Raw genomic sequence first — 17,371 nt, 5'->3', positions numbered from 1 at the left:
GAAGTGCGACTGCACTCCACGAACTCACAACCGGTATTGCAAGACGGAGATCTATTTTCACAAGGTCACGAGTTCAGCCACACCTGCATATAACTTGTCACCAATGCCTGGGACTTCGTTGAGTTGTTCAATAGAAGCAAAACCTCCGTTACTGTCTCGCCATGAAATTATCCGTTGAGCAAGAGTGGGGCCAATTCCAGGTAACGAATCAAGTTCCTCTCCGGACGCATCGTTGAGTGACACCACGTCCGAGGAGCTTTGCGTGTTCTCCGCACATTCACCCCCCAAGGTAATTTGCTCACCATCTCGAATTTCGCGGGCAAGGTTCACGCCACAGTCGTCAACACCGCTTTGAAGTCCGCCAGCTGCCATGATCGCGTCGATGACTCTGCTTCCAGAAGACAGTGAATAGATGCCAGGTGCGGTAACGCCTCCACTGAGATGGACTGTGAGCAGTGAAGTTTCTACTGTTATGTGCTCAACATCCTGCGGGGTTGCTGTTGTCAATAGCTCTGTTGGTAAATCATTTGTTGACTGAGCATTGGTAACGAAAGCAATGCCAACAGAAACAGAGAGCACAAGTAGTGCAGCTGTAATCGCCGCACCCGACCCAACACGGATTCGAATACGTGCTCGGGAACCCTCCGCAAGTTCACGATCATCTAGTCCACATAAGAAGCGGAATATTTCAACAGGGCGTTTCATACCTGCATGCTAGGCAAGTAACCACGGTGCACAGAGGACCAACAAACTGTTGTGGATGCACCGAAAATCTATTCAGTTGTGAACGAATACTTGGACTTGAGATTGGCGTCACGTCGCGAGCCCTCGATGCACACACCACCACTTTGAATATGGTGAACCTGTGAGTCTTGTTTCCACTGTTCAGCTGAAAAAGCGCATTCCGATTTTGCAACTCGTCAAAACGATTGTTGCCACGTTATTGGCTTGGTTTGCTGCACTTGCGATCTACCCTCATGAGCAGCCCATCTTCGCTGCAATCGCGGCGATTATCGTGATCCAACCCAGCATCAACCAATCGCTGGGAAAGGCTTTGGAACGTAGTACTGGCGTCATTCTAGGGGTGGCCATTGCCCTGGGTGCAAGTCTTGCTTTTGGCAGTCAGGGATGGCTCGTTCTCCTAGCCATCATCGTTGCCTTCATTGCCGGATGGGCTTTCAAATTCACACCTGGAACAGCAAACCAAATTGCAATTTCAGCCATGCTGGTGATAGCAATCGGTTCGGCGACACCTGAATATGCATTAGGTCGCATCGTGGAGACATTCATCGGGGCGTCCATTGCGTTCGTGATTAACGCCGTCATCGTTCCTCCCATCGACATCGAGCCTTCCCAGAAGGCAATAGCTACGCTCGGTGCAAACATCGCAGAAGTCCTTGAGGACATTGGCAGCGTACTCAGAAGGTCCACAAGCCACGAGGTCATTCAGAACATATACATCCGAGCACGCGATCTCCGCCCCCAGCTCAACAGCGCGCAAGCAACCCTTCGCAATGCTCAAGAAGGTCTCCGCTTTAATGTTTTCAAAGGGAAGCATTCCGAGGAACTTGAAAAGGAAGCTGCACTCCTGCAGCAACTTTCCATCATCGTGACGCGCGTTATTGGGGTAGCCCACGGCGTTCGAGACCATTACGACGATTCCGTGATCGCGGAGCCTGGTATAGCTCAAATTGCAGAAGAGCTCATGCGTTCAGGTCATGACCTCCGCCTGTTGGTGCGTGATGCTGGGTTACCCGCTACGAATCAATCCCATCCAGACACCGAGGAACTTCCTGCCCTCACAGAACCCATTCAACTCAGTCCACCTTCCGGACTGAACTGGGTACTTATCGGTTTTCTCATGGAAAATCTTCGACGAATACGCGATGAAATCACCGAAGGGTTCGAGGACTAACCCTTTTCCTTTTTCACCTCGACATATCCCCATACAAAGCAACGCTCGTCACAGGGCGGAATCCATCTCTCTGCATCGGGAAACAGTAATCGACGTTGAGTGAGCACTCGGGTTACTGAATCGGTAATTTGACTCTCAGGTATTCGACCAGATCTCACGGCGCTTGCAACCCCTGCAACAACTGTGTCTGGATCAAAACTGACCGATGGAACGTAAAGCAACATGTCGTTGCCGGCCGCTATTGCCCATACAGCGTTAGTGACGGGATCTGAGTACTCAGGAAGCGAGGAATTCTCAAGCATGGTCATATCATCGGTGATGATGATGCCGGTAAAACCCAATTGTTGCCTGAGAATACTGTGCCAAGCAGGTGAGAGAGAAGAAGGAAGTGGATCGATTGCTGGGAACGAGAGGTGTCCAAACATCACCATGTCTGCACCTGCACTAATCCCTGCTTCAAACGGCAGCGCATCAGAAGCTATCCATTGCTCATATGTCAATGGGGATGAAGGAACGCCAACGTGCGAATCGCCTGGCGCACTTCCATGACCGGGGAAATGTTTAATCGTCGAGAGTACGGAAACATTTTCTGCCTCAACCGCTGCAGCTACACGTTCTCCCGCGGACACACCTTCAGCACCAAATGATCGTCCATAGATAAAGGAAAGCGGATCTGCCGATACGTCCGCAACGACGCCAAAATTGAGGTTCGTACCTACTCTTTTGAGCAGCTCTCCGCGTTGTTGAAAAGCGGCAGTTGTAGCCTCGGGAGGTTCGTTACGAAGTAAATCAGCACCAGCAAAGACGTCGTAGGGCAATCTCTTCACTTGGCCACCTTCTTCATCGATTCCGATGAAGAGAGGTAGTTCTGCACTCCCCCGAATGCCAGCGGTCAAATTAGAGAGTTCTTCAGGAGTAGCCGGAATATTGCTGCCCATCAGAATGAAACCACTTGGACGATAACGAGAGAGGTAATCCTGCAGGTTTACGAGATCAGTACCCGGGTAGTTCACAATCAGGAGGGATCTGATTTTGTCTTCCAGGGACATAGCGGACAACGTCTCCGTGACGTAAAAGTCGACGGGGTGAGATCCCCATGGTTCGTAGCTAACCGGTTCGGACATCTGAATATATTCAGAAGGGTCCCCGAAACGAAGGGGTTCCACGCGCGGAACATTGAGCAGACCAATGCCGACCAGAATCAATACAACAGCGGTCAGGACTCCCAGCCATCGAAGTATTCGGCGTCGTCGTGATCCCACACTTCGGAGTTTAGCTAGGCCAGGGACAAGAAAAGCTTTTCTAGCTCTGCAACGGTCGGTGCGTTGGCGTCCTGCTCTGACCCTGTCGCCATACATTCCTGCATTGCCTTGGCAATGATGGCAAAGCCAGCCTTATCGATAGCTCCTGACACAGCAGAGAGCTGAGTGACAACGGTACGGCAGTCTCCACCAGCTTCCACCGCGGTAATCACCGCGGCAAGCTGACCCTGCGCGCGCTTGAGACGGTTAACAATGGCCTTGTGTTCTGCAGCAGTGATCTCGGGCATTACTTCATCTCCTTTGAAGCCAAACCGGCTTTATATGTCAGGTAGCCACCATTGAGATTGGCTACGTGTATTCCTTCTTGAGCTAACAAACGCGCAGAAGTGTGACCTCGCTGGCCTACTTGGCAATAAACAATGACGTTCTTGCCTCTGAGCTCATTGATGTGTTCGCGCAATGAATCAAGTGGAAAGTTCAGGCTGTCCGGGATATGGCCGTACTTATGCTCACCTTCGGTACGAACGTCAACCACCAGGGCGCCGTCGTTACGCAGGGTTTCCAATTCGTGCCATTCCACAACTGAGGTGAGTTCTTCTGCAATATTTCGGTTGACGTATCCGAGCATATTAATCGGATCTTTGGCTGAACCGTGTTGGGGGTCATACGCAAGTTCGAGTTGCGCAAGGTTACTAGCCGTGACTCCAGCAAACATCGCGGTTGCAATGACGTCGATTCTCTTGTCGACTCCATTCCCTCCGACACCCTGAGCTCCCAGAATAAGGTCCGTTTCAGGATCAACTAGGAGTTTCAAACGCATGGTTTGGGCCCCTGGATAGTACGCAGCGTGATCCGACGGATGAGTATGAATGATTCGCATCTTCCGCCCCGCAGTGCGAAGTGATTTTTCGCTCCAGCCCACATTGGCTGCAACCATGCCATCGAAACTAAGAATCGATGTTCCAAGAGCAGGAGTTGCAGGAATAGTGGTGGCTCCAGCTATGGCGTTAGCCACTGAGTGACCATGTCGGTTTGCCAGACCCGCGAGGGTAGCAAGCCTCTCATCGCCGCTGATGGCATCAATTTTCTCTGCAGCATCACCCACGGCAAAAATGGAAGGATCACTAGTGCGTTGATGGTCGTCGACCCAAATTCCCCCGTTGGCGCCAATCTTCAAACCAGCTTCAACTGCAAGATTGATCTCAGGCTGTACACCCATAGCTGAGAAAATTACATCTGCTTCAATGACATCACCGTTATCCAATGTGACTGAATTTCGAGTGAAACTTTCGACGGTGCGACCCACACGAAGATCTACTCCCGAATTGCGAACACGCTGCGTCAAGGCAACTGCCATTTCTGGATCAAGATGTTTCAGGATTTGTGGACCGCGATTAATGAGAGTTACGGACATGCCCCGCTTGAGAAGGTTTTCTGCTACCTCTAAGCCGATAAATCCACCGCCGAGAACGATAGCTGAAGAAGGATTGGGGTAAAGCCACGCAATTGCTTTATCCATGTCTTCCACCGTGCGCATAGCCAAAATCCATTTGGAGTCTGGCCCCTGGGGCATGGTTGCAGCAGCACCGGGGGAAAGAACGAGAAAGTCATATTTCTCGACATACGTGACTTTCCAGACCCGGTCATAGATAGTGACGGTTTTCGCATCGCGGTCAATCGATACGACCTCGTGTCGTACGCGAACATCGAGGTTGAAACGCTCACCTAAGGAGACAGGGTTTTGCAAGATAAGAAGTGAACGCTTTTCAATGGTTTCGCTCAGGTGATAGGGAAGCCCACAGTTGGCGTAGGAGACGAAACCGCTCCGCTCCAACACAACGATGTTTGCCTTCTCGTCCAGGCGACGAAGACGAGTTGCCGCGGACATTCCGCCGGCAACTCCACCAATTACTACTATCTTGCGAGGTCTTTCCATAACCCAATGATATACCCCCAGGGGTATCTTTACCAAGTATGACGCGGGTTATTTTGACATCTCGCTGAGCAATTCACGCACACGTGGAACGACAACAGTTCCATACAGTTCAATACTGCGCATAAGGTGCTCGTGGGGCAGGGTTCCCAAGCTGTATTTCAGGTCAAACCGGGAAATTCCGAGACCATGAATACTGCGCGCCATTTTTTGGGCAACCGTTTCTGGAGAACCCGCGAAAAGGGCACCATCCATACTCGCCTCATGTTCAAACTGTGCACGGGTAAGTGGAGGCCAGCCACGTGTACGACCAATCCGCTGATGCATCGCGGCATAATGCGGAAACATCAGATTTTTAGCTTCATCATCTGTATCAAAAATGAAACCAGGTGAATGCTGACCAATGGGCAATACGTCAACCTGTAGCTGAGCCAGTGCCTGGTGGTACAAATCTACAAAGGGGCGGAAGCGAAGTGGATCTCCCCCAATAATTGCCAACATTAGAGGCAGCCCGTACTGCGCAGCTCTAACGACAGATTGGGGGCTGCCACCCACACCTATCCATGTCTTAATCCTGCCGGAGGCAGTGGGAGGAAAGACCGATTGTTCCTCGAGTGGCGTACGGATTGAACCAGTCCAGGTCACAGGTCCACCTTGAACAAGGTGCGAGAGGAGGTCCAGCTTTTCCTCAAAGAGCAATTCATACTCTGACAGATCAAAGCTAAATAGAGGGAACGACTCTGTGAAGGAACCGCGGCCAGCAATAATCTCAGCGCGACCGTTAGAAAGAGCATCGAGGGTAGAAAATCTTTGGAAAACTCGGATGGGGTCGTCAGAACTGAGCACAGTCACTGCTGAACCTAAATGAATACGGGACGTTTGCGACGCAATCGCACCGAGGAGTACTTCAGGGGCAGACACTGCGAAATCATCACGATGGTGTTCCCCGATTCCAAAGAAATCGAGACCAATCTCATCGGCGAGAACCGCTTCGGCAGCTACGTTACGAAGCACTTGGTCCGGAGCTACGGGATGTCCCTCCAGATCAACCGTCACATCGCCAAAAGTATTGAGACCAAATTCAACCTCATGCACCACGCAACACCCAATTCTTCATCCCCAACAGATACATCAAGGATAAGTCGGGGTACCCCAGATATATTCCCATCAGCAGCTTTTGTGACAGACTTATATTGTGGTTCCCAACGACGGTTACCACATTCCATTCACAACGGATCGTCCGGCACGTACCTGCCGGTGAAGGAGCAGTATTAGTCATGGCTACAGTTACATTTGATAACGCCACTCGCCTCTACCCCGGGACCAATAAACCGGCTGTAGATAACATCAACCTCCAGGTTGCTGACGGTGAATTTCTCGTCCTTGTCGGACCTTCGGGTTGTGGCAAGTCAACGACCCTGCGCATGCTTGCAGGCTTGGAAGAGGTGAATTCCGGGCGCATTCTGATCGGCGACCGTGATGTGACCGATATCCCGCCCAAGGACCGCGATATCGCAATGGTCTTCCAGAACTATGCCCTTTATCCCCACATGACTGTGGCAGAAAACATGGGTTTTGCTCTCAAGATTGCCGGCGTCAACAAAGAAGAACGTGCAGAGCGCGTGCTTGAAGCCGCCAAGCTTCTTGATCTCGAGCAGTACCTGGACCGCAAGCCCAAGGCACTTTCCGGTGGTCAGCGACAGCGTGTGGCCATGGGCCGTGCGATCGTACGCAAGCCTCAGGTATTCCTGATGGATGAGCCTCTGTCAAACCTTGATGCAAAGCTGCGCGTCCAGACTCGTACCCAGATTTCTTCCCTGCAACGTCGTCTCGGTGTCACTACTGTGTATGTCACCCACGATCAGATTGAAGCACTGACCATGGGCGACCGCATTGCGGTTCTCAAAGATGGAATCCTGCAGCAGGTTGGAACTCCTCGTGATCTGTACGAACGCCCCGCCAATACCTTTGTGGCAGGCTTCATCGGCTCCCCCGCCATGAACTTGTTACCTACCGAGGTTTCGGGCAAGGGTGTCAAATTCGGAAATGCTGTAGTCACAGTTGATCCTGAAGTTCTCAAAAAGGCCACCGGCGTTGTGACACTCGGTATTCGTCCCGAGGATCTCACACTGTCACAGGACCAGGGCCTCAAAGTTATTGTCGATGTCGTCGAAGAACTGGGTGCTGATGGATACCTCTACGGCCACACCGATATCAACGGGACTGAAGAAACCATTACTATTCGCGTGGATGGACGCACACACCCACTCCGCGGTGACGAGGTGTACGTGATGCCTGTTGAGAAGCACATTCACGTCTTCGATACTGCTTCCGGTGAACGCCTGTCAGACGCTGTCGTCCTCTAAACGAACCTCGTTTCACGCCATCACACGCACTGTTGCCCGCGATCTAGCTCAAGGTCGCGGGCAACAGTCTTAATTCCTAAGGACACAGATGAGCGGCTCCTTGAACATCACCGCGTCCACCGTTGAACCTGGGCTTTTGACTCTTCCCTGGGATATTCCACTCGAGAGCTGGCCGGAAGACACCATCACCGCTCTCCCTAAAGGAATTTCTCGTCATATTGTTCGTTTTGCGCAATTGGACGGAACCGTGATTGCCATCAAAGAAACAACGGATGAGATGGCCCAGGGCGAATATGCGATGCTGAGAAATCTTCTGAAAATCGAAGTTCCGTGTGTGGAACCGGTGGCTGTTGTTCAAAACAGAACAGATGAAGAAGGCAATGCGTTGCCTTCAGCTCTCGTCACACGGCACCTCAAGTTTTCAATGCCCTTCCGTGCCCTGTACTCGACCACACTGCGCCCTGAGACTGCTCAGCGTCTCGTGGATTCCCTGGCGCTCTTGCTTGTACGTCTTCACAACATTGGCTTTTTCTGGGGAGATGTTTCCCTCTCAAATACCCTCTTCCGGAGAGATGCCGGATCATTCGCGGCGTACCTGGTCGATGCAGAAACTGGCCGACTCTATGACAGCTTGACCACCGGTCAACGTCACCATGACCTCGACATCGCTCGCGTTAATATTGCCGGTGAATTAATGGATATCCAGGCCGGTGGAAAGCTAGACGCCAACATAGATCCCATTGCCACAAGTGACCGGATCATGGCATCATACGAAACCCTGTGGCATGAACTGAATGATCCTGAACTCGTCGAACAGAACGAATTGTGGAAGATAAACAAACGAGTGCAACGGCTCAATGAGCTGGGTTTTGATATCGAAGAACTTTCTATCAAAACGGATGAGACAGGGACCAAAGTCAAAATTCAGCCGAAGGTCGTGGATGCGGGCCATCATGCCAGAAGATTGTTACGGCTCACCGGGCTCGACACTGAAGAAAATCAAGCACGAAGACTTCTCAATGATCTCGATGCATATGCTGCAACCGTAAGTTTGCTCAACCTAGATGAGGAAGTCGTAGCTCACCTGTGGCTCACCAGGGTATTCGAACCGGTTATTCGCAGTGTTCCAGAAAATCTCGATAGCAAACTGGAGTCTGCAGAGGTTTTTCACCAAGTTCTCGAACACCGCTGGTTTATCTCCCAACAGCAAGCACGGGATGTCCCTCTGAACGAGGCAGTACGTGACTACATTGAAAACATTTTGCAATACCGCAGAGATGAAGAACTGGTTATCCATCCTGCTACAGGTGCAATCTCTACCAACATCAGCATCATTAAAGATGATTCCGATTTTGAATATCTCGATGAACCAGTACTCCCCCGCGGGGCAGACGAACCTGTGCGGGATTGGCGCGATCTGGTTTAGAGGTTAGAGAACCTTTTTAACCACGCTGGATTTGAGTTGCATCTGACCAAAGCCATCAACTTTGCAGTCAATGTCGTGACCGTTAGAAGCGCCGGGCACTAAACGGATATTACGAACTTTGGTGCCTACCTTGATGTCTTGTGGGAAACCCTTCACTTTGAGCCCCTTCACGACGGTGACCGTATCTCCATCTGAAAGAACGTTGCCGACAGCGTCTTTGATGATGGAAGGATCATGTGCTTGATCTTCCTCAACGTTCCATTCATGTGCACATTCTGGGCATACGAGCAAAGCACCCATTTCGTAGGTGTATTCGCTAGAACAGAGAGGGCAAGCGGGAAGAGTTTCTGACATTTCAATCCTTTGAACCTCGAAAACATATCACGCAGCCCTGCCTACACTGGTTGCAACCCACCCTGTTCAAAAGCTCAACAATGCCCGGTTTTGTGTAAAACCAACAATAAAATCTTCTCAGGAGGTTCAACACATGGACGTGTTCACCATTAACCTGTGGATTTGCGCAGCAGTTTGCGTCATGACCTGGGTCATGTCAGTCATCACCAACGAACATTCGTGGGTAGACCGCATTTGGTCGATTATTCCCATTGTGTACATGTGGGTGTTCGCTGCAGGAGCTAACTTCGCAGACGCTCGCCTGAATGTCTTAGCTGTACTTGTGACGCTCTGGGGAGCTCGCCTCACCTTCAACTTCGCACGCAAGGGCGGCTATGCCAAGGGCGGCGAAGATTACCGATGGGAAATACTCCGTCAGCGAATGCCACGGTGGCAGTATGAAATCTTCAACATATTTTTTATCGTGATTTACCAGAACGCACTGCTTCTGATGATTACCTTGCCCGCATGGACAATTCTCCAGTCTGGAATAGCGCCTTTTAGTCCGATCGACTTTTGGCTCACCATCGCGTTCCTAGGCCTGCTGCTGATGGAGACGGTAGCGGATCAGCAACAGTGGAACTTCCACAAATGGAAGAGTGCTGAAAAAGCAGCAGGAAGAATCCCCAACCCTGGTTTCATGAGCACGGGGTTGTTTGGAATTTCACGTCACCCCAACTTCTTTTCTGAGCAAGCACAGTGGTGGGTTGTTTTTCTCTTCGGGGCTGCAGCCGCGGGAAGTCTTGCTCAGTGGACAGTCGTAGGAGCTTTCTTGCTCACCATCTTATTTATCGGGTCGACCAAGTTCACCGAAGAGATTTCTCTGGCGAAATACCCTGAATACGCGCAGTATCAGCGTCGGGTGAGCATGCTCTTTCCTTGGTTCCCTAAAAGAGGCTTAGAAGCTATTACAGAGCCGGCCAGCTAAAGAGCGAAGTCCACCAGAGTGTTCATAGGATCACTCGTTTCATGGTGGATCTGAGGGGACTCGAACCCCTGACCCCCTGCATGCCATGCAGGTGCGCTACCAGCTGCGCCACAGACCCGTAACCTCGCTTCTCAGCAAGACAACTTGTTTAGATTACTACACCTCTGTGTGCTGAGCGAACTCAAGAGGGATTGCAGGGCAGTCCTTCCAGAGGCGTTCGAGGCCGTAATACATGCGCTCTTCTTCGTGGAAGACGTGAACGACTAAGTCTCCGAAGTCAAGAAGAATCCAGCGCCCCTCAGAACGGCCTTCACGTCGGATGGTCTTCACCCCAGCTTCGATCATTTTGTCTTCAATTTCATTCGAAATTGCGATGACGTTTCGTTCGTTTCGACCGGTGACGAGGAGAAAAATATCTACGAGCGGAAGAGGCTCGGAGATATCCAGAGCAACGAGATCGAAGCCGCCCTTCTCATCTGCAGCGGTAGCAGCAATCTGGAGGAGACGGTGGGCGTTTTCAGTAGCAGCCAATTAGAACATTCCTAAGAAATAACCGGCAATGAATAGAGCAACCACTCCGACAGCCAGACCGGCAGCTGTGATGGAGAGGATGAATGGCAAACGCTCGTTGAGACCACGCGGGGTTGTCACGACAGTATTGGAGACGTTGTATGCACTGACAGCAGATGCTGCACTGACAGGAGACATCCCCTGCGTGGGAGCAACTTCTGCGTCGTCAGCGATGACGTCGATTTCAGAAGTGTCAATGGAATCAAAAGGGGCACCTGTCTGAGAGACGGCGGATGGAATCAAAATCGATCCGGTGATGACAATTTCACCTGTGGGGTTTACCGGAGCAATAGAACCCGTTGTTTCTGGAAGAGAAGGCAAAATCAATGCATTACTGATTGCAGGAATTGAACCCGTGGTTGTGGGAACAGCGGAAGCTAGGTTGCCATATTCGATGTTGACTTCGCCGGCTTCTACAACTGCCTCAGCAGCAGCCACTGCTTCTGCTATCGCAATAGCAGCAGTGGCTTCAGAAATAGTTTGTGGCTCGAGCTCTTCTTCACGCTCATCCTCACCAATTTCAGATTCGAGTGTGAGATCTGCATCCGATGCATCAGAGTCTGGACGGGCTTGAGCTTCTGTTTCAACTACGTCGTCAGAAACCTCGACTATCTCGACTTCAGTCTCATGCAGAGCTACTTGGTCTGCAACAGAAAGTGCCTGTGCCTCAAGTTCTGCTTCTTCGGCTTCCCGAGCGAGCTTGATCGCAGCAGCTTCTGCAGCTGCCTCTTGCTCCGCAAGCATCTTTTCTTGCTCGGCAATGCGGTCTGCTTCCTCGTGTTCGAGGCGAACAGCTTCTGCTTGTTCTGCTGCTTGAGCAGTAACTAACGCAGCGGCAGCAGCGGTAGCAGCAGCTTCAGCCTTCTCTTGCTTGGCAAGTAGAGTCGCAGCTTTCTTCGCTTCGCGGGAAGTGCGGAAGCTTTCGATCCACGTTGGCCCCTTGGAAGGTTCTACTTCCTCTGCCGTGACGAGGTTATCAAATTCTGTAGAAATCTCACCTGTGTGCTCTGAAACGGCGGCCAGAGTTTCATCAACTGCAGAAAGCGTCGAAGAATCTAGCGCAGGAGAAACAGCCAAGGGCTCAATCGGTCCAGTTTCACCTGAAACCAGTGCGTCAGAAACCGGAGGCACCGCTGAAGCCTCGAGAGCATTTTCAACGACGACCTCTTCACTCAACGCAGGAGCAGGTTCTTCAACTGACGCTGTCGTTTCACGAGCGGCTTCTGCTGCCGCAACCTGGGCGTGAGCTTTGGCCGCCGCAGCTTCTTCTTCGGAAATAACGGGAATTTGACCAGTGGCTGCGATGTATTCGATAACCGCCGTGTCGGGGTCTATGCCCTTTGCTTCTAGTTCTCGTCGAGCCTTGCGCGAGAGGTCACCAAATTCGTTGAGCACGATTTCTGGCATGTCACCGCTCACTGTGGTCTCCGATACAACTGGTGGTCAAAAATATAATCTGCGACGGCTGACGGGACTAAGCCTTCGAGAGCCTTACCCTCCTGTATTCGTTCACGGCACAGCGTGGATGAAATGGGAAGCGTCGTTATTTCTAGCAAGTTTACGCTGGGTGAAAGCTTCGCGGGAACCTTTACGGGTGTTCCGGTGCGAGAAACGACAACAAAGGTAGCCAAGTTAGCTAATTCTTCGAAGGATTTCCACGTTTCAATACCTTCAAATGCTTCGTCACCAAGGATGAAAAACAGATCTGCATCAGGGTATTCACGGCGTAGGTCACGGAGCGTATCGACCGTAAAGGTCGGACCGTCACGATCAACATCGACAGTGCTCAGTGCAAGCGAGTTATGTCCTGCGATTGCTAAACGGGACATCGCAACACGGTGCTGAGCGGAGATAGCCTCAGTTTTTTGCCAGGGAGATCCAGCAGGTACAAAGAGTACTAGTTCGAGTTCGAGTCGGCGTATAACCTCAAGTGCGACGGCAATATGGCCATTTTGCGGAGGGTCAAAGGTGCCACCCAAGATGCCAATCCGGCGATGTGGACCTGTCACGGTCACAGGGTGCTTCGTTTAGTGGTGAGCACCGTGGTCTTCAGCCGACGAGAACTTCTGGCTGTGTCGGTTTGCGACGTTCTTATAGCTGTACATAGCCAAGCCGAGGAAAGTGAAGATTCCTGCAGCAATAATGGCGAATGCGATTGCCGGAATGACGAGTGGGTAAGTTACTTCGGACTCGCTAGCAAGAATTAGTGCATTCATCATTACTCCACAAAGGTTCGGTGTGATCTCACTCAATTCTAGCCACGAATGTGACCAGAACCACGGACCAACCACTTAGTGGAGGTAAGTTCCGGAAGACCCATAGGACCTCTGGCATGAAGTTTCTGGGTAGAGATGCCCACTTCGGCACCGAATCCAAATTCTCCCCCGTCGGTGAAACGAGTAGAAGAGTTCACCATGACAACAGCTGCATCTACTTCCGCGAGGAATTTTTCTGCGTTTGTGACATTGTTCGTCAGGATGGATTCAGTGTGTTTGGTGGAGTACATACGAATGTGCTCGATGGCTTCATCGACGCTCGAAACGACCCGAATAGACATCTCCAACGACATATGTTCTGTCGCGTAATCCGCTGGTGTGACTATTCCTGCTGCAGGATATATCTCACGCGTCCGATCATCACCCTTAAGTGTGACCCCTGCTTCAGCGAGACGATTCAGAATAGGTGGTAGGGCAGTTTCAGCCACGCTGTCGAGGACGAGGAGCGTCTCTAGGGCGTTGCATACACTGGGGCGTTGAACCTTCGAATTGTGAACAATCTCCACCGCTTGGGCAATATCGGCACTGTCATCAATGAAGATATGAACTACACCAGCACCTGTCTCAATAACAGGAACTTTGGATTCAGAGACAACCGCGTTGATGAGGTTGGCGCTTCCACGGGGAATCAACACATCGACATACCCACGGGCAGTCATGAGCTGAGTAGCCCCTTCGCGCCCCAGATCATCGATGCTCTGAATCGCTTCAGCGGGGAGTCCTGCTGCGGCAAGGGCAGTTTGCATCAACGCAACGGTAACGGTGTTTGTGTTTTCTGCGGCGCTCCCCCCACGTAATACCGACGCATTGCCGCTTTTGACACACAAGGCCGCAATATCGACCGTCACGTTAGGGCGGGCTTCGTAGATAGCTCCGATCACACCAAAAGGAACGCGTACCTCGGTCAAATGGATGCAGTTGGGCATGTCATTACCTCGTACGACAACCCCGACGGGATCGGGCAACCCGATCACATCACGCACCGCCTCGGCTAATGCGGTGAGTCGTTCGGGGGTGAAACGCAAGCGATCAAGGAGCCCCGTCGTCATACCTGAGCTCTCACCAGCAGCAATGTCGAGTGAATTTGCTTCAAGGATGGCCACATGATTGGCATCAATAACATCTGCAATCGCCGCTAAAGCTGTGTTTTTCTGCGCTGTGCTGAGCGTAGCGAGGACACGAGAGGCACGCTGAGCAGCTTCTAGCTTCGAAACGAGGGCAGGACTAAGTGTGGATACAACCATTTCACAATGTTACTTCGTTGGACTAGCTGGAGGCCGCGTCGAACCAGGTACCCACGTTCTCACCACGAAGAGCTGAAGAAACAAGTGCAGCATTGGTAATCAAGACTGCTGTACCAGACTGGGCAGCAAATTGGGCCGCGGCAACTTTTGTGCCCGCTCCCCCACTTCCCACACCAGCAGCACCAATAGATCCAAACTCAACGTGTTCCAAGAGTTCTCCAGAGGAAACATGTTCGATGCGTTCTGCCCCCGGCTCATGAGGAGGCTTTGTGTAAATACCGTCGACATCCGAAAGCAAGATTAAGACATCTGCAGTGACCAGTTGAGCGACGAGTGCTGCAAGGTGGTCATTATCCCCGAAGCGAATTTCTTGCGTGGCCACCGTATCGTTTTCGTTCACGATGGGGAGGACACGGAGCTCCAAAAGCTTCTCCATGGCCAGTGCCGCATTCGAGCGTGTGGACTCATTGTCAAAATCACCGGATGTCAGGAGAACTTGACCAGCAACGATGTTCCAGTTGTCCAACAACTCTTGATAGCGGAAGATTAGGCGACTCTGACCGACAGCAGCTGCAGCCTGCAGGGTAGGGAGATCAGTTGGTCGACTGGTCAGGTTGATGTAGGGGAAACCAGTCGCCATCGCTCCGGAAGAAACAAGCACAACTTCTGAACCTCTCCCGTGAGCTTCAGCAAGCGCAGTAACCAACTTTTCAATCTGATGCGCGTTCTCACCACTAATTGAAGAGGAACCCACCTTCACCACAATCCTGCGTGCCGCAGGAATGTCAGAACGACTTTTAATGCTCATCAGCGATCTCTTCATCCACCTGCCAGATACCAGCATCACGTTCACGCACAAGCTCTTCTCGGGCTTCCTGCTTTGCATCCATCAGAGTGTAGTAGTCGTCTCGACGTTCCTTGTTGGTGCGACGATTGTTTTGGTTAAGGCGTTCATCTGTTCCACGAGGTCCCGTCATGAGTTCTGCAGCAGACGTCATGGTGGGCTCCCAGTCAAAGACAAGTCCATTTCCTTCACCAATGATGACGGTTGAACCGGCAACGGCTCCCTTTTTGTACAGCATGTCTTCTACGCCGGCTTTATTCAGTCGATCAGCTAGATAACCCACAGCTTCTTCGTTATTGAAGTCGGTCTGTTCTACCCAGCGCTCAGGCTTAGCGCCAATCACACGGTATATATTTCCGCCTGAACCACCTTCTACACGAATAGTGAAGCCCTGATCATCCACGGCACGTGGACGCAACATGATGACAGGAACTACCTCGTTTGCGGCAGCTTCTTTACGTCCTGCTTCAACAAGTTCAGCAAGTGCAAAAGAAAGTTGACGCAGCCCCTCGTGAGAAACGGCAGAAATTTCAAAGACTCGATATCCACGTTCTTCGAGGAATGGACGAACCATGTCTGCCATGTCTTTGGCATCGGGGACGTCAACCTTGTTAAGAGCAATGAGTTGTGGTCGTTCTAACAGTGGAACCTGGTCTCCAGGAACGGGGTAAGCAGCAAGTTCACCCAAGATGACATCCAAATCAGCGAGGGGGTCGCGACCTGGTTCCATGGTGGCGCAGTCAATGACATGCAGCAGAGCCGTACACCGCTCAACGTGACGGAGGAACTCAAGTCCCAATCCCTTACCTTCAGATGCCCCCTCGATTAAGCCAGGAACGTCAGCGATGGTGTACCTCACGTCTCCAGCTTGCACAACGCCCAAATTGGGGTGGAGCGTGGTGAAGGGGTAATCAGCGATCTTGGGACGAGCAGCAGACAGTGCTGCGACGAGAGAAGATTTACCTGCAGAGGGATAGCCAACCAAAGCAACATCTGCCAGCGTCTTGAGCTCAAGAACTACATCGCCTTCAAAACCCTTTGTTCCAAGGAGAGCGAAACCGGGCGCTTTACGTTTAGTCGAGGACAGTGCAGAGTTACCCAAACCACCTTGACCAGCGGGAGCGATGACAACTCTCATTCCAGGAATGTTCATGTCAGTGATCACGGTTCCGTCAGGATCCTTCACGACGGTCCCAACGGGTACAGAAAGTACGAGTTCTTCGCCCTTGAACCCTTGACGGTGATCACCCATTCCAGGGCCGCCATGAGGTGAATTGACGTGAGGGGAACGGTGAAAACTCAAGAGAGTTGTAACTTGTGGATCTGAAAACAGAACGATGTCTCCACCGTCTCCGCCATTGCCGCCATCGGGGCCGGCAAGTGGTTTGAACTTCTCACGCTTGACGGAGACACAACCATTACCACCGTGACCGGCTTTGAGGTGCAGAGTTACTTTGTCAACAAATGTTGCCATGACTGCAAACCTTTCTGCCGATGCTCAGGCGTTTGTAATACTCGAGTAAAAAGAAAAGGCGAGCTAAAAGCTCGCCCTTCCTCTAAAGCTGTATGCGCTGTGGTTAGACAGTCACAATGTTGACGACCTTGCGGCCACCCTTGTTACCGAACTCAACAGCACCAGCTGCGAGGGCGAAGAGAGTGTCATCGCCACCACGGCCGACGTTAACGCCGGGGTGGAAGTGAGTTCCACGCTGGCGAACAATGATTTCACCGGCAAGAACCTTCTGACCCCCGAAGCGCTTGACGCCGAGGCGCTGTGCGTTAGAGTCACGACCGTTGCGAGTGGAGCTCGCACCCTTTTTATGTGCCATCTTGAGTCTCTCCTAGGCCTTACTTGATGCCGGTGATCTGAACGCGGGTGAGCTCCTGACGGTGGCCCTGGCGCTTCTTGTAACCGGTCTTGTTCTTGTACTTCTGGATGATGATCTTGGGGCCGCGGAGGTCGTTGAGAACCGTTGCGGTTACCTTGACCTTTGCCAGCGAAGCCTGGTCAGCGGTGATCTTGTCACCGTCAACGAGGAGGACTGCGGGCAGCTCGATGGAGCCAGACTTGTCAGCCTTCACACGGTCCATTGTGACAATGGTGCCGACTTCAACCTTTTCCTGGCGACCGCCGGAGCGCACTACTGCGTAAACCACTTTGCTACCTAATTTCTTAAAGCTAATGAATTGTTTCTGCGTTGTATTCCTGGGCAA

General features: G+C 51.8%; 19 protein-coding genes and 1 tRNA gene. 4 read left to right on the top strand and 16 right to left on the bottom strand.

The genetic code is table 11. From position 1 onward, the window contains the following. Positions 1-57 precede the first annotated feature (57 nt). Positions 58-705 (bottom strand): ComEA family DNA-binding protein, encoded by a 648-nt coding sequence (locus tag M2119_RS05690; protein ID WP_280803973.1) that lies wholly within the window; start codon positions 703-705, stop codon positions 58-60. A gap of 160 nt (positions 706-865) precedes the next feature. Here M2119_RS05690 and M2119_RS05685 point away from each other — a divergent pair, with 160 nt between their 5' ends. After that, complete coding sequence (locus tag M2119_RS05685; protein ID WP_280803972.1) at positions 866-1,915, top strand: FUSC family protein; 1,050 nt, start codon at positions 866-868, stop codon at positions 1,913-1,915. On the opposite strand, the gene M2119_RS05680 is transcribed toward M2119_RS05685, so the two are convergent. Genes M2119_RS05680 through M2119_RS05665 form a run of 4 tightly spaced genes read right to left on the bottom strand, consistent with a single transcriptional unit; the run spans position 1,912 to position 6,208 of the window. Continuing rightward, positions 1,912-3,177 (bottom strand): glycoside hydrolase family 3 N-terminal domain-containing protein, encoded by a 1,266-nt coding sequence (locus M2119_RS05680; RefSeq protein ID WP_280803971.1) that lies wholly within the window; start codon positions 3,175-3,177, stop codon positions 1,912-1,914. The genes M2119_RS05685 and M2119_RS05680 overlap by 4 nt on opposite strands. A gap of 14 nt (positions 3,178-3,191) precedes the next feature. Continuing rightward, complete coding sequence (locus M2119_RS05675) at positions 3,192-3,464, bottom strand: metal-sensitive transcriptional regulator (RefSeq protein WP_280803970.1); 273 nt, start codon at positions 3,462-3,464, stop codon at positions 3,192-3,194. After that, entirely contained in the window at positions 3,464-5,113 is a 1,650-nt protein-coding gene (locus M2119_RS05670) for an FAD-dependent oxidoreductase (protein ID WP_280803969.1), read from the bottom strand. The genes M2119_RS05675 and M2119_RS05670 overlap by 1 nt, the downstream gene beginning before the upstream one ends. Positions 5,114-5,161: 48 nt before the next feature. After that, positions 5,162-6,208 (bottom strand): LLM class flavin-dependent oxidoreductase, encoded by a 1,047-nt coding sequence (locus M2119_RS05665; RefSeq protein WP_280803968.1) that lies wholly within the window; start codon positions 6,206-6,208, stop codon positions 5,162-5,164. 179 nt (positions 6,209-6,387) lie between these two features. On the opposite strand from M2119_RS05665, the gene M2119_RS05660 reads away from it, so the two are divergent. Together M2119_RS05660 and M2119_RS05655 are read left to right on the top strand one after the other, a co-directional pair. Continuing rightward, entirely contained in the window at positions 6,388-7,476 is a 1,089-nt protein-coding gene (locus M2119_RS05660) for an ABC transporter ATP-binding protein (RefSeq protein WP_280803967.1), read from the top strand. A gap of 88 nt (positions 7,477-7,564) precedes the next feature. Continuing rightward, positions 7,565-8,902, top strand: coding sequence for a DUF4032 domain-containing protein (locus tag M2119_RS05655; RefSeq protein ID WP_280803966.1), 1,338 nt, complete (start codon positions 7,565-7,567; stop codon positions 8,900-8,902). 3 nt (positions 8,903-8,905) lie between these two features. On the opposite strand, the gene M2119_RS05650 is transcribed toward M2119_RS05655, so the two are convergent. Continuing rightward, positions 8,906-9,256, bottom strand: a complete 351-nt coding sequence (locus M2119_RS05650) for a zinc ribbon domain-containing protein YjdM (RefSeq protein ID WP_280803965.1) — start codon at positions 9,254-9,256, stop codon at positions 8,906-8,908. A 133-nt stretch (positions 9,257-9,389) separates the two neighbouring features. Between M2119_RS05650 and M2119_RS05645 the strand changes: the two genes are divergently transcribed. Further along, complete coding sequence (locus M2119_RS05645; protein WP_280803964.1) at positions 9,390-10,223, top strand: DUF1295 domain-containing protein; 834 nt, start codon at positions 9,390-9,392, stop codon at positions 10,221-10,223. Between the two features lie 42 nt (positions 10,224-10,265). Here the strand turns inward: M2119_RS05645 and M2119_RS05640 are convergent. The 10 genes from M2119_RS05640 to rplU form a co-directional block, all read right to left on the bottom strand. Then, positions 10,266-10,341, bottom strand: a tRNA-Ala gene (locus M2119_RS05640). A gap of 38 nt (positions 10,342-10,379) precedes the next feature. Further along, on the bottom strand, positions 10,380-10,754 hold the full coding sequence (gene rsfS / locus M2119_RS05635; protein ID WP_280803963.1) for a ribosome silencing factor: 375 nt from the start codon (positions 10,752-10,754) through the stop codon (positions 10,380-10,382). Then, positions 10,755-12,212: a hypothetical protein gene (locus tag M2119_RS05630; protein ID WP_280803962.1), complete on the bottom strand. Its 1,458-nt coding sequence runs from the start codon at positions 12,210-12,212 to the stop codon at positions 10,755-10,757. Continuing rightward, the gene (gene nadD / locus M2119_RS05625) at positions 12,209-12,802 is read right to left on the bottom strand and encodes a nicotinate-nucleotide adenylyltransferase (RefSeq protein WP_280803961.1); all 594 of its coding nucleotides are present in this window, start codon (positions 12,800-12,802) and stop codon (positions 12,209-12,211) included. Before nadD ends, M2119_RS05630 begins: the two co-directional genes overlap by 4 nt. Before the next feature lie 18 nt (positions 12,803-12,820). Beyond that, positions 12,821-13,012 carry a hypothetical protein gene (locus M2119_RS05620; protein WP_280803960.1) on the bottom strand — a complete coding sequence of 64 codons (192 nt, stop codon included), beginning with the start codon at positions 13,010-13,012 and terminating at the stop codon, positions 12,821-12,823. A gap of 35 nt (positions 13,013-13,047) precedes the next feature. Further along, positions 13,048-14,313: a glutamate-5-semialdehyde dehydrogenase gene (locus M2119_RS05615; protein WP_280803959.1), complete on the bottom strand. Its 1,266-nt coding sequence runs from the start codon at positions 14,311-14,313 to the stop codon at positions 13,048-13,050. 22 nt (positions 14,314-14,335) lie between these two features. Further along, a complete protein-coding gene (gene proB / locus M2119_RS05610) occupies positions 14,336-15,121 on the bottom strand; it encodes a glutamate 5-kinase (protein WP_280803958.1) in 786 nt (261 codons plus the stop codon). Continuing rightward, positions 15,111-16,631: a GTPase ObgE gene (gene obgE, locus M2119_RS05605; protein ID WP_280803957.1), complete on the bottom strand. Its 1,521-nt coding sequence runs from the start codon at positions 16,629-16,631 to the stop codon at positions 15,111-15,113. The genes proB and obgE overlap by 11 nt, the downstream gene beginning before the upstream one ends. A 103-nt stretch (positions 16,632-16,734) precedes the next feature. Then, positions 16,735-16,986: a 50S ribosomal protein L27 gene (gene rpmA, locus M2119_RS05600; RefSeq protein WP_096381303.1), complete on the bottom strand. Its 252-nt coding sequence runs from the start codon at positions 16,984-16,986 to the stop codon at positions 16,735-16,737. Between the two features lie 19 nt (positions 16,987-17,005). Further along, on the bottom strand, positions 17,006-17,314 hold the full coding sequence (gene rplU, locus M2119_RS05595; protein ID WP_110233480.1) for a 50S ribosomal protein L21: 309 nt from the start codon (positions 17,312-17,314) through the stop codon (positions 17,006-17,008). Positions 17,315-17,371: the final 57 nt, after the last annotated feature.

The sequence above is a fragment of the Aurantimicrobium minutum genome, assembly GCF_029894165.1.
Lineage (GTDB): Bacteria > Actinomycetota > Actinomycetes > Actinomycetales > Microbacteriaceae > Aurantimicrobium > Aurantimicrobium minutum_A.
This window is presented reverse-complemented; position numbering and strand designations above follow the sequence as displayed.